We start from the raw sequence: 15,224 nt of genomic DNA, 5'->3' as shown, positions 1-15,224 counted from the left end.
TCCTTATTGCGAGCACGCACTTTTGCCATTCATTATAGGTTGAATAGCTGAATTATCTACTTTACCTTCTTGATTAACTTTTTCTATAAATTCCCAAATTTTTTCAGCAGCTTGCAAATATCTTTTTGAACTTACACTCTCGGGCATATAAAAACTTACAGGCTTACCGCTATCTCCACCTTCTCTTACACTCATTTCGATAGGAATTTGAGCTAAAACATCGCACTTATAAGCTTTTGCTATTTCTTCTGTGGTACCTTTACCAAAGATATCATATTCTTTGCCATTATCAGGACATAAAAAGCCACTCATATTTTCTATAATACCTGCAATAGGAATGTGTAATTTTTCAAACATATCTAGCGCTCTTTTACTATCATCCAAAGATACTACTTGAGGAGTACTTACACACACACCTGCACTCACTGGCACGCTTTGAGCTAAGGTAATTTGCGCATCACCAGTTCCTGGAGGCATATCAAGTAATAATACATCAAGTTCAGGCCAAAGCACATCAGCTAAAAGTTGCTCAATTGCCTTCATGATCATAGAACCACGCCACATCAAACCTTTACCCTCTTCTATTAGCACGCCCATACTCATCATATAAACCCCATGAGATAAAATAGGACGAATTTTTTGACCTACAATTTCAGGTTTGCTTTTACTCTCACCAAGCATTCTTGGTATATTTGGTCCATAAATATCTGCATCTAAAAGCCCTACTCTTTTACCCATTTTAGCCAAAGAAATTGCTAAATTTAAAGTTGTAGTACTTTTACCTACCCCACCTTTACCACTTGAAATCATAAGGAAATTTTTAATTTGTGGAGCGATATTTTTACCACTTCTTGAATTGCTTTTTTCTTCAGGAATTTTTGGTTGAATGATTTCTAAATTAAGCTCTAAATTTAAATCTTTTAAAACATTTGCGATGTTTAGTCTAAGCTCTTGTGCAATTTGAGCATTAGCTGAAACGATTTCAACTACAATATGAGCTTGATTTTCATTTGATTCAATTTTTTTTACAAAACCAAAACTAACTATATCTTTTTTAAAACCTGGATATATAACTTGTTTTAATCTTTCTTCGATTTTTTCCTTCAATTTTTCTCCTTATTATTTAAAATGATTAATTCTACTAACATAAATATAAATTTTGGCTTTTATGGTGTATAATATCGTAACATTAATAAGAAATTAAGGTGTAACAAATGTTAGATATTTCCTTGATTATGCTATCTGCTGGAGAATCATCAAGATTTAATGCTCCAGTAAAAAAGCAGTTTTTACGACTAGGCGAACAACCTTTATGGCTTTATGCTACTAAAAATTTAAGTTCTTTTTATCCTTTTAAACAAATAGTTGTTACTTCTGGTAATATTTCTTATATGAAAAAATTTGCCCCTGAATATAAATTTGTCCAAGGTGGTGCAACTAGAGCACAATCTTTACTCAATGCTTTAAGCATGGTTGAGAGTGAATATGTTTTGGTTAGTGATGTTGCAAGAGTTTTGATTTCTAAAAATCTTTTTAACAACATCATAGAAAATCATGACAAAGCTGATTGTATTACACCTATTTTAAAAGTAAGCGATACTACAATTTATGCTCAAGAAGCTATCGATAGAGATAAAATCAAACTCATACAAACCCCTCAACTTTCACGCACAAGTATGCTAAAACAAGCTTTAGAGCAAAGCTCAAATTTCACCGATGATAGCACAGCTATACAAGCTATTGGTGGTAAAATTTGGTATGTACAAGGTGATGAGTTAGCTAAAAAAATTACTTTTAAAGAAGATTTAAAAAGCTTAAATTTACCAAAACCATCTTGGGATATTTTTAATGGAAATGGTTTTGATGTGCATGAATTTGGAGAGCAAAGAGCCTTGCTTTTAGGTGGGGTAAAAGTGCATGAAAGTATGGGTTTAAAAGCTCATTCTGATGGAGATGTATTAGCTCATGCGCTAATTGATGCGCTTTTGGGTGCAGCAGGGCTTGGAGATATTGGCGAACTTTTCCCAGATAATGATATGCAGTATAAAAACGCCGATTCTATGCTTTTATTGCAAAATGCTTATACTTTGGTGCAAAATTATGGTTTTGAACTTGTAAATGCTGATATTACTATCATAGCTCAAACACCTAAAATGAAAGATTTTAAAGAAGCTATTGCTTTTAATATCGCTAAAACATTAAAAACCACACCAAATAAAATCAATATCAAAGCCACCACCACAGAACATCTAGGATTTATAGGAAGAAAAGAAGGCATTGCTGTTTTAGCAAGTGTAAATTTAAAATATTTTGATTGGATGAAATTATGAAAGTTTTAATAGTAGAAAATGAATTTTATTTAGCTCAAAGTATAGGTTCAAAGCTTAATTCTATAGGTTATGATTGTGATATTATCGCAAATGTTAATGAACTTGCTCATCATGATTATGAAATCATTTTACTTTCTACTAGTATGGCTAATTTTGAGCATATTATAGAAATTTTTAAGCATAAAATCATTATTTTACTTATATCTTACATAAGCTCAGATACTGTTTTAGCGCCATTAAAAGCTGGTGCGAGTGATTATATACAAAAGCCTTTCATGATAGAAGAATTAATGCGTAAAATAAAGCATTTTCAAGAATTTAAAAAAATAAGCATATTAAATCATACTTATCAATCTTATTTAAAACATAAATTTGAAACAGCCAAATTGCCAACTTTTGATTATAAAAAATTCAAACTGCCTTTGATTTTAAAAACCAACAATCAAATTTTTGCAGATCATTTTGTATTTAATTATACTAATGAGCACAATATCGCAAATATATACATAGATCTTTCGCACCAACAAAATTTAGATAAGATTTTTAAGGATAATTCTTTATATTATTTAGTTAATTTTCAAACCTTAAAACCTTTGGAAAAAGAAAAGGTGTTAAATCTTGCTTTAAAAAAAGCTGTTATTATACATACAAGTGCGAATATTGAACATAGTGATTTCCAAATTTTAGAGCTAGGCGAAGATGAAAAAAGCTTTGAAAGCAATGGAATTTTAACCATTGATGATTATGTTAAACACATTATCATTAGTTATCAAAACGTCTTTCCTGATACGGATTTATCTAAAAAGTTAGGAATTTCAAGAAAGTCTTTATGGGAAAAAAGGAAAAAATATGGCATTACAAAGAAAAAATAGCATTATAATCTCAGAAGAAGAATACGAGGTTTTATGCTTTATCAAAGAAGGAATTTTTGGCTCTTTTACTAAATTAATGAACCAAAAAGAAAGAGATGAAGTCCTAGCTACTGGAATGATTCATAATCAAAAAATTCCTTATACTCTGACCTTTGCACCCGCTAGCACTGAAGAGAATAATACAGTTTTAAAAAATGCAAAAGTTGGCGATAAAATAGACTTTATCTGCAATGATAAAATCATAGGACATATCATTTTAGAAAGTAAATTTGAAAATGATAAAAACAGCAATGATATTTTTAGACCTAATGCTTGTTTAATCCAAGATTTTGGAAAAACTTGCATTAGTGGGGAATTTGAAATTTATCATAACCATATCAAAGCTATTAAAGAAGATTTTGAAAAAATCAAAAAAAGATTAAACCCTTCCAATATCACTGCCATTGTTTCAAGTTTCGATCCTTTTCACAGAGCTCATGAGAGAATTTTAAGATGGGCTATAGAGCAATCTGATCTAGTGATTATTTTCCTTATAGAATCTTATGAAAATAACGGTTTGAGCTTAAAACTTAAAAAGCGTTGTTTTGATGTTTTTGCACAAAATTACTTACCATCTTCTAGGGTTTTACTCATACCTTTACATAATATCAAAATTTTTGCCTCACATTTAAATCCAGTTCTTGAATGTGCTTTGGCTAAAAGTTTTGACTGCAATAAGCTTTTTGTAGGACAAAATCATGCAGGACTTGGAATGTATTTTAATCAAAACAGAGCCTTTACCGTGCTTGATGATTTTGCAAAAGATTATAATATAGAAGTAACCATACTTCCTGAATTTGTATTTTGCGATGAGTGCAAAATGATAGTAAGCACCAAATCATGCCCGCATGGAGCTCATCATCATATGAAATATCATGGCGATTCTTTAAAAAATTTACTCAGACTTGGTATCATTCCACCAGCAGTTTTTATAAGAAGAGAAATTTCAGCTTTGATTTTATCTGAGCTTTTTCCAAATCGCTTTCATAATAAACAAAATATCTATAGCAATCTTTTCCCTACGCATGGTATTTTAGAATATCGAAGCGATAAAGAATTTTATGAGCAACTTATAAAACTTCATCAAATGTCATATATGGTGTAATCATGCAAAAACTATTTTTAACTTTTTTTTATTCAGGTAGTGTTAATAAAGCTCCAGGAACTTTTGGCACGATAGCAGCGCTAATCCCTGCTTTTTTTATTTTAAGGTATTTAGGCATAGAAACTTTAATCTTACTTGCTATTTTACTTTTTTTAATCTCTATAAAAATCATCGATCAGTATGAAAAACAAACAGGCATACACGATGATAAACACATCGTTATAGATGAAGTTGTAGGGGTGTTTTTAGCCTTGGCAATTTGCGGACAAAGTGTTTTTACTTTTTTACTTTCTTTTGTTTTGTTTAGATTTTTTGATATCACAAAACCATCTATCATAGGTAAAATCGACAAAAAAACCAAAGGCGGTTTAGGTGTAATGCTAGATGATGTTTTAGCAGGAATTTTCGCAGGTTTATTTAGTGCTGTGATTTATGGAATTTTACTTAAATTTGATCTTTTATGGTTTGATATAAGCATTATGGAGATATTATAACTCCACAAATGTTATTGTATTTATTTGAAAAAAATTAAAGGAAAATCATTAATGTCATACAAAGCTATTATGAATAAAAAAAATAAAATGAATGGCTTAAAATTATTAAAATTAATTGACAAAGAAAGTATAAAAGTGGTTTTTTTTGATCCACAATATAGAGGTGTTTTAGACAAACTTTCTTATGGCAATGAAGGAAAAAGTAGAGGTAGGGAACGTTCCGAATTACCTCAAATGACAAAAGAAATTATATTAACTTTTATTAACCAAATAGAACAAATTTTAAAACCTAATGGATATTTATTTCTATGGGTAGATAAATTTCATTTATTCGAATGTAAAGATTGGATAGGCAATTTTAAATCTATTGAAATAGTAGATATGATAACTTGGGATAAACAAAAAATTGGTATGGGATACCGCTCTAGAAGAAGATGTGAATATCTAATTATAATTCAAAAAAGTCCAAGAAAAGCTAAAACCACTTGGAATATTCATAATATTCCAGATGTTTGGGGTGAAAAGATAAATAACAAAATTCATACACACTCAAAGCCGGTAGAGCTTCAAAAACAACTAATCTTAGCAACGACACAAGAAGAAGATATTGTTGTTGATCCTGCTAGCGGAGGCTACTCTGTTTTAAGAGCTTGCGAAGAAACCAATCGAAAATTTCTAGGATGTGATTTAAAATTTGGAGACTTATATGAGTAAAATATCAAATCAACAAGGACGAAATGTTCAAAAAAGTGGAGTATCTGGATACACAAGAGCTGTCGGAAATGATGCGCTAGGACAACTTCTTTCAAGAGTTCAAGCTTGTGTAATCTCTAATGGTAATGAGTTAGAAAAATTATTGATTAATAGATGTTCTACAATTGATAATATAGACATATTTATTGAAAAAGTTACAAGAAGCGAGATAAATCAAGGAACCTTTCTTTGTACTAAAAAAATTTTAAAAAAAACACAAGATTATAAACATGTGATAAAAGGTATTGAGCCAGATATGATAATTTTTATCGTTAGTGATTATAGATTGTGCAAGATAATAGAATTAAAAGATGGGGATACATTTGATACAAAAAAAGTGAAAGGTGAAAAAACTAATCTTGTAACATTTTCTGAAAAATTTGGAGCAAAAATACCATTTTCTACAGATTATTATGTTTGTTGTTTTAATCAAAACAACAAAGAAATTATTCGAGAAGGAATGAAAAATGAATTTGATTTAGAACATATTATGACCGGCAGAGAGCTCTGTCAATTGCTAAATATTGATTATCAAGAAATTATAAATATTCGAAAAAATGACATGGAAGAAAATTTCAATTATTTCATTGAAGAGCTTTTAAAAATACCAGAAGTTTTGGAAAAAATAAATCAAATAATAGTTGCTTCAGAAAATAAGTAGCTAAAACTACTTATTTTCTTTTTTTTTATTAAACAAATACAATAAAATAGGCTTATATTAATATTAAAAAACTCTCTTCTTTTGACAGAGATTTAGAGTAATCTCTTTAGCGTTAATTTATAAATCCACTAGCAAGAACCAAATCTTTATCATAAAATACTGCCATTTGTCCGCTAGCAAGTCCATAAACAGGCTCTTGTAAGATGATTTTTGCACTCTTATCTTCATTAATCAAAACTTTACACGGGGTTGATCTTGATCTATAGCGTATTTTTACTTCACAATCTAACTCTTTAGCATCGATAAATAAATTAATATTATCAAGCTTAAATTCACTTATCCTAAGCTCTTCTTTTTTACCTACTATGATTTCATTTTTTTTAGGATCAATTTTTAATACAAAATGTGGCTCATGAGCCCCACGCACCTCAAAACCTCTTCTTTTACCTATGGTATAGTGCATATAACCTTCGTGCTTTCCTACTTCTTTACCGCTACTATCTCTTACAATACCTGGAATTTTAGTATCCATAAACTGATCTAAAACTTGCACATAAGTATCTTCCACAAAACAAATCTCAGAACTTTCCTTTTGTGTTGCAAAAGATTTTAAAACATCGATTGTAGAAGCAAATTTTTTCACATCTTCTTTTTTCATCTCTCCAAGAGGGAAAATCAAATACTCCAAAGCCTCTTTATCTGCATTTGCTAAAAAATAACTTTGATCCTTACTCTCATCAACTGCAGTTTTAATCAAACCATTTTCTATCCTTGCATAATGACCTGTGGCTAATTTTTCACAACCCAAACTCTTAGCAAATTCTAAAAGCTTGCCAAGCTTGATAAAGCGATTACACAAAGCACAAGGATTTGGCGTCTTTCCTTCTTTGTAGGTATTAACAAAAGGCATATAAACTTGATTTTTAAAGTCTTCTTGTAAGTCTAAAATATGATATTTAATGTCTAAAAATTTAGCAACTTTTTCAACTTTTTGTATATTTTCTTCATGATAATTAGCTTTTCCATGAAGCTTCATATAACAACCTATAATCTCATGTCCTGCTTGCTTTAATTTATAAGCAGTTACAGTACTATCCACACCCCCACTCATTGCAACAAGAATTTTCATCTTTTTCCTTTATCATTCTTATAATTTCATCTAAATCATCACTTATACTATACTTTAACTCATCATTTTTAGATATAGTTCCAAGTTCTAGTAAAGAAGTTTTGATAAATTCATCAAGAGGTTGCCAAAATTTTTGCCCAACTAAAATAATAGGAACATCTTTTTTAAAACTAAGTTGTTTAAGAGTAAGAATTTCAAAAAATTCATCTAATGTTCCAAAGCCGCCTGGGAAAATCACAAAAGCTAGACTCTTTTGAATAAGAGCCATTTTGCGAATGGCTAAGCTCTTAAAAGTGATATTATACTCTAAAAAGTCATTTGCTTTTTGCTCAAATGGTAAATGTATATTAAATCCAAAAGATTTTAAGTGTGAAGTTTGACTTTGCATAGCCCCATAATTAGCAGCTTGCATAATGCCACCGCCACCACCACTGATGATACTATAACCAAGATCTGCTAACTTTTGAGCTAATTTTGAAGCCAAAATACAATACTCATTATCTGCTTTTAAGCGTGCAGAACCAAAAAAAGTTATGCCTTTTTGAATTTTTTCTAATTCTTTAAGATAGGCAACATCCTCAATGATATATTCTTTCATCTTAGTTGTTCTAATCTTTCTTTTTTAGAGCCAATCTCAGTAATTTGTACTCCAAAGTTTCCATCTACGATAACCACTTCCCCATAAGCAATTTTTTTATCGCCTATTAAAATTTCTAAAGGATCGTTTGCTAATTGATCAAGCTCGATAACCGAACCTATATCCATGGTTAACACATCTTTTAAAAGCATTTTTTTACTGCCTATACGCACTCTTATAGGCAAACGCACATCCATGATCAAACCGATATTTCTTAGCTCTTCTACATTAGCCAAGGCCTTATGATCTTGCGTATGATCTTCATTTGTTGCTACGATTTCTTCTAAGTCAGTTTTGGTTAAAATCTTATAAATTTTTTCATCAAAAACTAAAGAAATTTTTTCTTCTAAATCAGCTATTTTTACATTGTATAAATATAGCTTATGAAAACCACCAAGTTCTAAGCTATCTGCAACAAATTCACAATTTTCTAGACTAAACTCCATTTTTGGAATTTCTTTTTGTGCGCCTAAGGTTGTAGAAAATGCTGAGATGATATTTTGTATAGCTTCTTTAGCTGCATCCATTTCATCTTCATTTAGCTCACTGTTTTTGGAGATTTCTTCTTCCCCCATCATCCACTCACCAATTGCACTCATTAAAACCGCACTGGCTAGGATTTTGATTTTCATTTCATTATTAACGCTAAAAGTAGCACTAACTAATGGTGGCGTCATAGAATCTTGAGAATTTACATCATACTCATAATACTCGCTAAATTCAGCACTTTTTCCTGTTAAACCTTCTATTGTACTTACACATTCATTGACGAATATGCCTAAAAAATCATTGATCATCGTCTTCCTCTTCTAGTTCTTCATTATCATCATACGAATTTGCTTTTGCTCTTCTTTCATCTTCATATTTTTCAAGCATTTCTTTAATCTCATCTTTATCAGTTTTGATAAGTTCTAAGATTTTAATTGACTTTCTAAATCTATGAAGTCCCACTTGAGCTAAAAATACTTCTTTTTTATCAATAGCCACTATAGCTTTATCATCTGCACTTCTATCAAGCTTTAAAATATCCCCTTGTTTTAAATCCAAAAATTCATTCACATTGATAAAAGTTTTACCAAGCATAGCTTCATAAATTACCTCAGCACGACCAATTAAGGTTTTAAGTTCTTTATTTCTTGACTTTTTAGCCGAAGTTTCACCCATCATAATATCACGATTTGCCAAACGGCTCAAAATACTTTCCAAATGCACAACCGGGTAGCAAATATTTACCATACCGCTTGAATTTCCGATGATAATCTCCATTACCACCATGATAACAATCTCATTTTGTGAAACAATTTGCACAACATTTGGGCTTGATTCTTTTGCCTCTACACTTGGATAAATTTCTGTAACATTCATCCAGCTTTCTTTAAGTCTTTGCATAATAATACGCAAAATAGAATCAAGCAAATTAAGCTCGATTTCTGTAAGCTCTCTTAAGGTGTCAAAACTTTCCCCTTGACCACCCAAAAGTCTATCTATCATAGGGAAAGCGATACTTGGATTAATCTCTAAAACACAGTTTCCATCTAAAGGTTTAATCGAAAAAACGTTAAAGCTTGTTGGCGAAGGTAAAGACATCAAAAACTCACCATAAGTCATTTGATCCACTGAATGTAATTTAATCTCAACTATACTTCTCATCATAGATGAAATTTGAGAGGCAAGATTTCTTGCTAATTTATCATGAATCCCTTTAATAGAACGAAGCTGTTCTTTAGAAACCCTATTTGGACGCTTAAAATCATATACTACTATATCTCTTTTATCTTCTATTTCTTCTAATTTTGAAGAAGCAGTACTGTCATCACTATCATCATCGACAACTTCTAAAAGAGCATCAATTTCTTCTTGGGAAAGTATCTCAGCCATTAAACTAGCCTTTCTCTAATCTTCTTAAGCAAACGCTTATGAATTTGTGAAATTCTTGACTCGCTAATCTCTAAAATCTCTGCGATTTCTTTTAAATTTAATTCTTCATAATAATAAAGCTGTATTACAAGCTTTTCTCTTTCTTTAAATTCTTCCAAAACTGCGTTGATTTTTTCTATTAATTCTTCTTTTTCTATTTGTTCTATGATATTGCTATCATTAAAGCAATTTAGCTGTTCATCCAAAGGCATAACAAGCGATATAGCATGAGCTGCTCTTGCTTCTTTTACCTTTTCTACTTCTAAATTTAGTCTTTGTGCTAAATACTCATCATCAGGCTCTTTTTCGTTTTCTTGATAAAACTCATCTATAATAGCATCAATATCTTTGATGATTTTTCTATTACTTCTACTCATTACATCAAGGCTTCTTAGATAATCAAGCATAGCTCCATTAACTCTTTTTCTTGCAAAACCCCAAAAATTATCATTTTGTTCTTTATCATAACGGCGTGAGAGTTTGATCATCTCTTCTACGCCGATACTAATTAAATCATTTACATCAATACTAGCAGGCAAACGCTCTTTAAGTCTAAAAGCCATAGCTCTTAATGCTGGCATATAAGAGATGACTAAGTCATCTTGTTCTTTTTTTAGCGTAGAAGCATAAGCGTTATGCGGCTGCATGTTTTACTTTTCTTTTTGAAGAGCTTTCAAGCTTTTTAAGGTCTTCACGCTCTTCTTGAAGTTTTTCAAGTAAGTAATCCATTTTCTTTTCTCTTGCGGCTAATTCTGCTATAAAACTATTATTTTCATTTTCATATTTTTCTTTATTAAAGCTTCTACCGCTAATTTTATTAACATCTACAAAGATCATAATTACTATATGAATTAACACATAAAATACAAAAGTAATCAAACAAGTATATACAACTATCTCTACTGCATCTTCTATATTAACTATGGTAAACATTAATCCTATAAAAAAACCACAAACAGTAAAAAAAGCAACAAAATTCTCTGGTCTCATCTTTTTTCCCTCAATCTAAAAACGATCCAAAAGCTTTTTGAAAAAACTCATAATGCTTTTATCTCCCACATTATTAAGCACTTTTTGTTCCAACCTATACAAAAGCTTAGAAGCTATGGTTTTTAGCTCATCACTTGCATTTGTATCATCATCACTAAATAAAGTTCTTTTTTTAATACTAGAACTAATATCTTTACTTTGACCTAAAAATCCTAAAAATTCTAAATTTAAATTATGCTTAATGTTAATATCTGCTACTTTTTTAATATTATCAAAAATTCTCAAAGCTTCATTTTCATTTTTAACAACATTAAACACCATTAATAAATTCTCTTTAGTTTTTGAAGTGGTTTTTATAGTAGCATAAGCATCAGTAATCGCCGCAGGATCAGGCACAGTGATAACAATAACCTCATCAGACATTTCTAAGAAATTTCCTATATTCCCACCTATACCTGCTCCTGTATCAATGATTAAAAAATCTAGATCATCTAAAATACTTGTTTGGTTTAAAAATCTCTCATAAATGTTTTTATCATTGTATTTTAAAATTTCATCGCCACTTTCACCTGGGATAAGCCATAAATTTGGCTTTACTTCTATTAAAATATCTTCTAATGAGCACTCACCCTTTAAAACATGTAAAAGGTTTTTTTCCACACGCACATTTAAAATCACATCTAAATTTGCAAGTCCTATATCTGCATCAAAAAGCCCTACTTTATAACCATTTTTAGCTAGGATGTTGCCCAAATTTGCACTAAAAGTACTTTTTCCAACCCCACCTTTACCGCTAGTAACTGCGATAAAATGAGTATGTTTTACATTTGAGTTTTCATTTTTTACTAGATCTTTTAATTTTTCTGCTTGATTACTCATTTTCATCCCTTCTAAAACCTTCTAACACACAACGCACTAAAAAGTCACTATTTGCTACTTCTATATCATCAGGTACTTCTTGACCTATAGAAAAAAAGCTCATCGGAGTGCTAGTTTCATAAAGTAAAGAAAACACATTTCCAAATACTTTTGTTTCATCAAATTTGGTAATGATTAAAGTGTCTATATTTAAAAATGAAAAATTATTATAAGTTTCTAATAAATCTTCATATTTTGTATTTGCTGAAAGCACTAAATTTACATCAATTTGCGCATTAGAATGCGATAAAAATTCTTTTGTTTTTTCAAGTTTTGCTTTATCATACTGTGAATTTCCAGTTGTATCTACTAAAATAACCTCACAAGTATTTAAACTTCTAATCGCATCATCTAAATCATTTGGCTCTATACTATCAATAATAGGAAGTTTCATCATCTTAGCATATTGAAAAAGTTGCTCTACTGCACCTATTCTATAAGTATCAAGAGTTATAATACCGGTTTTATAGCGTCTGTCTCCATAAGCATAGCGAAAAGCAAGTTTAGCTAAAGTGGTAGTTTTGCCCACTCCTGTTGGGCCTACCAACATCATGATTTTTTGCTTTTTAATTTCACTTTCTAAACGACATGGAAGCATATTACGCAAAAGTGAGTAAAAATACCTTTGCACTGCTTCTTGATTTGCTTTCATAGTACTTGGCATATTTTCAATAGTCGCTTTCATAATCGCTTCTAAATGCACTTCTTGCATGCCACTTGCCTTAGCTTGCTTATAAATACTTGCAAACTCAGGTGGTATAGCTAGTTCTTTGCGCAAATCTGCCTTATCATCCCACATCATATCCACAAGCAAATTCATTTTATCATTAAGCTTATTCATTTGCTTTTCAAAGGCTTCAATTTTTTTATCATAATTTGGATTTGGCATAGAAAAATCTTGATAGTTTGAAACCTTGCTAATTTCTGAACTAACCTGAGAAAGTTTATTTTTTAAATTTAAAAAATTATCATCTTTTTTGCTTGTATTTAAATAAGGATTAATAGGTTTTTGCTTAGCTTTTGAAGAAAAATCAAGTACTACATCTTCTTCTTTTTTTTCATCTTCAAATTTTGGAGCTTGAATTTTAGCCTCAGGAAAACTTGCTGTGTTTGGTTTTTTCTTTGGTGGCATAGGTAAATTGTTTTGCTTTAAATGCTCTTCATAATCAGCTTCTTCAATCGCTACTATAACCTCATATAAAGGTTTTTGATTGATAGTTTTTGGACGAATTTGCTTATTAGTTACTATCAAAGCCTTATCGCCATAATCTTGCTTAACCTTAGGTATAATCTCATCTGTGCTTTCAACTGTAAAAGTATGAATCAATTGTCCCATATTTTTCCTTATCTTAACAAGCCCAAAGGCAAAGTTACGCTAATTCTATCATTTACCCCCACATGAGGCACTGTGCAATACTCATCTTTACGCGCTTTTTTTGAAAAATACAACAAATCCAAATCAAGCGTTCTAGGAGCATTTTTAAAAGTTCTTTTTCTTTTGAATTTAAACTCATAAAAAAACAAAACTTTTAAAAGTGCTCTTGCGTGCAAACTTGTGCTTACAACCATCACTGCATTAGTAAAGTCTTTTTGCTCTTCAAAGCCAAAAGCTTTATTAATCAAAAATGGCGATGTTTGCAATACTTGCAAACGTTTATCTTGCATTAAAAGCCTAAATAAACTCCGAAAGCGTTTTTTTTCATCTTCTATATTGCTTCCAAGTCCTATAATAGCTATGTATTTTCCTTTTTTATCTACCTTTGAATAAAAAGGAAAAAAACGAATTTTTTCTAACCTTCTAGCTCCTTTAATCAGCAAATTATAACACCACTGCCTTTTCTTTATCAAGATAGACCATATCTTCTATCCTAATACCAAGTTTATCTTTGATATAAATTCCAGGTTCAATAGTAAATACCATACCCTCTTTTAACTCATAATCACTTCTTGGACTAATGTTTGGCAACTCATGTATATCAAGCCCCACTCCATGTCCTAAACTATGAATAAATTCTTTTTCAAAACCTGCATTTTTAATCACTTCTCTTGCGATAAAATCAAGCTCCCTTGCCATCATACCAACGCGTGCTTTTTCAATAGCTTGAAGCTGGGCTTGCTTGACCACTTCATAAATTTGCATAATTTCTTTATCTTTAAAATTTGGCTTATTTTTATCAAATACTATGCCATTTTCATCAAAACAAGCCGTTCTTGTACGATCAGAACAATACCTTTGATAAGCCACACCCGCATCAACTAATAACAAATCTCCATATTCTAAACATTTATCACTAGGTAAAGCGTGTGCCTTAGCTGCATTTTCATTAATAGCAACAATAGGTGAAAAAGAAAGTCCTAAAGCACCTTTTTTTTGAAAAATTTCACATGCTTTAAAATGTAATTCTTTTTCACTTTTTCCATAACCTTCTTGGCTGATAAAATTAGCAAATTCTTCAAAGCATTCTTTACCAAAATTTACAGCCTTTTGCAAAAGTTGTAATTCCTTAGCATTTTTTATAATGCGTTTGTTTTTACTCAAGTCTAATTTTTCTTCAAAAACGATATTTGCACTTTTACTAAGTTCTTTAAATTCAAAATAACTAAAGTCTTTTGGGTCAAAACACACCCTACCAACTCCTGCTTTTTCTAAAAGCTCTCTAGCACTAGCAAAAAGATCTTGTGCTAAAACCACCTTAGCATTTTTTATCATTTCGCTAGCTTCAAAGCTATATCTTGCATCAGTGATGAAAAATGCTTCATCTTCAAGTTTTAAAAACAAAGCATTATCGCAAGAATAGCCACACTCATAAAAAAGTGCATTTTCGTTTTTTAAGATAAAATTCATTGATTTGCTTGTTGTGCTTTTGCTTGAGCTGCTTTATATGCATTGATTTGATCAAAAATTTGGAAAAGTCCCATTAAAGCCATATGATAACCAAAAGGACCAAAACCTACCACACTACCTGCGCAAACTGGTGCTATCATGCTTTTTTGTCTGAATTCTTCTCTTCTATAAGTATTGCTAATATGCACTTCAATCACAGGCATATTAATCGCTGCAATCGCATCACGGATTGCTATAGAAGTATGTGCATAAGCAGCTGCATTAATAATCACTCCATCTACACTACCTAAGCATTCTTGAATTTTATCAACTAGCTCACCTTCAAAATTGCTTTGAAAAAACTCGATCTCTACATTAGCTTGTTTTGCAGCTTGTTTCATTTGCTCATGGATATCTTCCATTTTCATATTGCCATAAATATGAGTTTCTCTCACACCAAGCATATTGATGTTTGGTCCTTGTATTACCATAACTTTCATAATCTAACCTTTATTTAGTAAAATTTACTATATTATAGCATTTTAAAGCTAAATT

General features: G+C 30.7%; 18 protein-coding genes. 6 read left to right on the top strand and 12 right to left on the bottom strand.

What is annotated here, in order from left to right; translation table 11 throughout:
• Positions 1 to 3 precede the first annotated feature (3 nt).
• On the bottom strand, positions 4 to 1,107 hold the full coding sequence (locus EL235_RS01305) for an Mrp/NBP35 family ATP-binding protein (RefSeq protein ID WP_126340638.1): 1,104 nt from the start codon (positions 1,105 to 1,107) through the stop codon (positions 4 to 6).
• A 107-nt stretch (positions 1,108 to 1,214) separates the two neighbouring features.
• On the opposite strand from EL235_RS01305, the gene EL235_RS01300 reads away from it, so the two are divergent.
• Genes EL235_RS01300 through EL235_RS01275 form a run of 6 tightly spaced genes read left to right on the top strand, consistent with a single transcriptional unit; the run spans position 1,215 to position 6,254 of the window.
• Complete coding sequence (locus tag EL235_RS01300) at positions 1,215 to 2,330, top strand: bifunctional 2-C-methyl-D-erythritol 4-phosphate cytidylyltransferase/2-C-methyl-D-erythritol 2,4-cyclodiphosphate synthase (protein WP_039625287.1); 1,116 nt, start codon at positions 1,215 to 1,217, stop codon at positions 2,328 to 2,330.
• Positions 2,327 to 3,202 (top strand): DNA-binding transcriptional response regulator, encoded by an 876-nt coding sequence (locus tag EL235_RS01295; protein WP_039625285.1) that lies wholly within the window; start codon positions 2,327 to 2,329, stop codon positions 3,200 to 3,202. Before EL235_RS01300 ends, EL235_RS01295 begins: the two co-directional genes overlap by 4 nt.
• The gene (locus EL235_RS01290) at positions 3,180 to 4,346 is read left to right on the top strand and encodes an ATP sulfurylase (sulfate adenylyltransferase) (RefSeq protein ID WP_039617444.1); all 1,167 of its coding nucleotides are present in this window, start codon (positions 3,180 to 3,182) and stop codon (positions 4,344 to 4,346) included. Before EL235_RS01295 ends, EL235_RS01290 begins: the two co-directional genes overlap by 23 nt.
• Positions 4,347 to 4,348: 2 nt before the next feature.
• Positions 4,349 to 4,840 (top strand): phosphatidylglycerophosphatase A family protein, encoded by a 492-nt coding sequence (locus EL235_RS01285; RefSeq protein WP_126340637.1) that lies wholly within the window; start codon positions 4,349 to 4,351, stop codon positions 4,838 to 4,840.
• A 51-nt stretch (positions 4,841 to 4,891) separates the two neighbouring features.
• Positions 4,892 to 5,554 (top strand): DNA methyltransferase, encoded by a 663-nt coding sequence (locus EL235_RS01280; protein WP_126341185.1) that lies wholly within the window; start codon positions 4,892 to 4,894, stop codon positions 5,552 to 5,554.
• Positions 5,547 to 6,254, top strand: a complete 708-nt coding sequence (locus tag EL235_RS01275; protein ID WP_126340636.1) for a restriction endonuclease — start codon at positions 5,547 to 5,549, stop codon at positions 6,252 to 6,254. The genes EL235_RS01280 and EL235_RS01275 overlap by 8 nt, the downstream gene beginning before the upstream one ends.
• Before the next feature lie 112 nt (positions 6,255 to 6,366).
• Here the strand turns inward: EL235_RS01275 and mnmA are convergent, their stop codons facing one another.
• Genes mnmA through aroQ form a run of 11 tightly spaced genes read right to left on the bottom strand, consistent with a single transcriptional unit; the run spans position 6,367 to position 15,169 of the window.
• Positions 6,367 to 7,383, bottom strand: coding sequence for a tRNA 2-thiouridine(34) synthase MnmA (gene mnmA, locus EL235_RS01270; protein ID WP_126340635.1), 1,017 nt, complete (start codon positions 7,381 to 7,383; stop codon positions 6,367 to 6,369).
• Positions 7,346 to 7,981: an LOG family protein gene (locus tag EL235_RS01265; RefSeq protein ID WP_126340634.1), complete on the bottom strand. Its 636-nt coding sequence runs from the start codon at positions 7,979 to 7,981 to the stop codon at positions 7,346 to 7,348. The genes mnmA and EL235_RS01265 overlap by 38 nt, the downstream gene beginning before the upstream one ends.
• Entirely contained in the window at positions 7,978 to 8,817 is an 840-nt protein-coding gene (fliY, locus tag EL235_RS01260; RefSeq protein ID WP_039617433.1) for a flagellar motor switch protein FliY, read from the bottom strand. Before fliY ends, EL235_RS01265 begins: the two co-directional genes overlap by 4 nt.
• The gene (gene fliM, locus EL235_RS01255; protein WP_087700665.1) at positions 8,807 to 9,898 is read right to left on the bottom strand and encodes a flagellar motor switch protein FliM; all 1,092 of its coding nucleotides are present in this window, start codon (positions 9,896 to 9,898) and stop codon (positions 8,807 to 8,809) included. Before fliM ends, fliY begins: the two co-directional genes overlap by 11 nt.
• A complete protein-coding gene (locus EL235_RS01250; protein WP_039627867.1) occupies positions 9,898 to 10,584 on the bottom strand; it encodes an RNA polymerase sigma factor FliA in 687 nt (228 codons plus the stop codon). Before EL235_RS01250 ends, fliM begins: the two co-directional genes overlap by 1 nt.
• Entirely contained in the window at positions 10,571 to 10,927 is a 357-nt protein-coding gene (locus tag EL235_RS01245) for a hypothetical protein (RefSeq protein WP_039617428.1), read from the bottom strand. The genes EL235_RS01250 and EL235_RS01245 overlap by 14 nt, the downstream gene beginning before the upstream one ends.
• 15 nt (positions 10,928 to 10,942) lie before the next feature.
• On the bottom strand, positions 10,943 to 11,806 hold the full coding sequence (flhG, locus tag EL235_RS01240) for a flagella biosynthesis ATPase FlhG (protein ID WP_039625269.1): 864 nt from the start codon (positions 11,804 to 11,806) through the stop codon (positions 10,943 to 10,945).
• A complete protein-coding gene (gene flhF / locus EL235_RS01235; protein ID WP_114640013.1) occupies positions 11,799 to 13,181 on the bottom strand; it encodes a flagellar biosynthesis GTPase FlhF in 1,383 nt (460 codons plus the stop codon). Before flhF ends, flhG begins: the two co-directional genes overlap by 8 nt.
• Positions 13,182 to 13,189: 8 nt before the next feature.
• Positions 13,190 to 13,663 (bottom strand): 2-amino-4-hydroxy-6-hydroxymethyldihydropteridine diphosphokinase, encoded by a 474-nt coding sequence (gene folK, locus EL235_RS01230; RefSeq protein WP_126340633.1) that lies wholly within the window; start codon positions 13,661 to 13,663, stop codon positions 13,190 to 13,192.
• 1 nt (position 13,664) lies between these two features.
• Positions 13,665 to 14,690: a M24 family metallopeptidase gene (locus tag EL235_RS01225; RefSeq protein WP_126340632.1), complete on the bottom strand. Its 1,026-nt coding sequence runs from the start codon at positions 14,688 to 14,690 to the stop codon at positions 13,665 to 13,667.
• Positions 14,687 to 15,169, bottom strand: a complete 483-nt coding sequence (gene aroQ / locus EL235_RS01220) for a type II 3-dehydroquinate dehydratase (RefSeq protein WP_039625266.1) — start codon at positions 15,167 to 15,169, stop codon at positions 14,687 to 14,689. The genes EL235_RS01225 and aroQ overlap by 4 nt, the downstream gene beginning before the upstream one ends.
• Positions 15,170 to 15,224 lie beyond the last annotated feature (55 nt).

The sequence above is a fragment of the Campylobacter lari genome (genome assembly GCF_900638335.1).
Taxonomy (GTDB): Bacteria; Campylobacterota; Campylobacteria; order Campylobacterales; family Campylobacteraceae; genus Campylobacter_D; species Campylobacter_D lari_E.
This window is presented reverse-complemented; position numbering and strand designations above follow the sequence as displayed.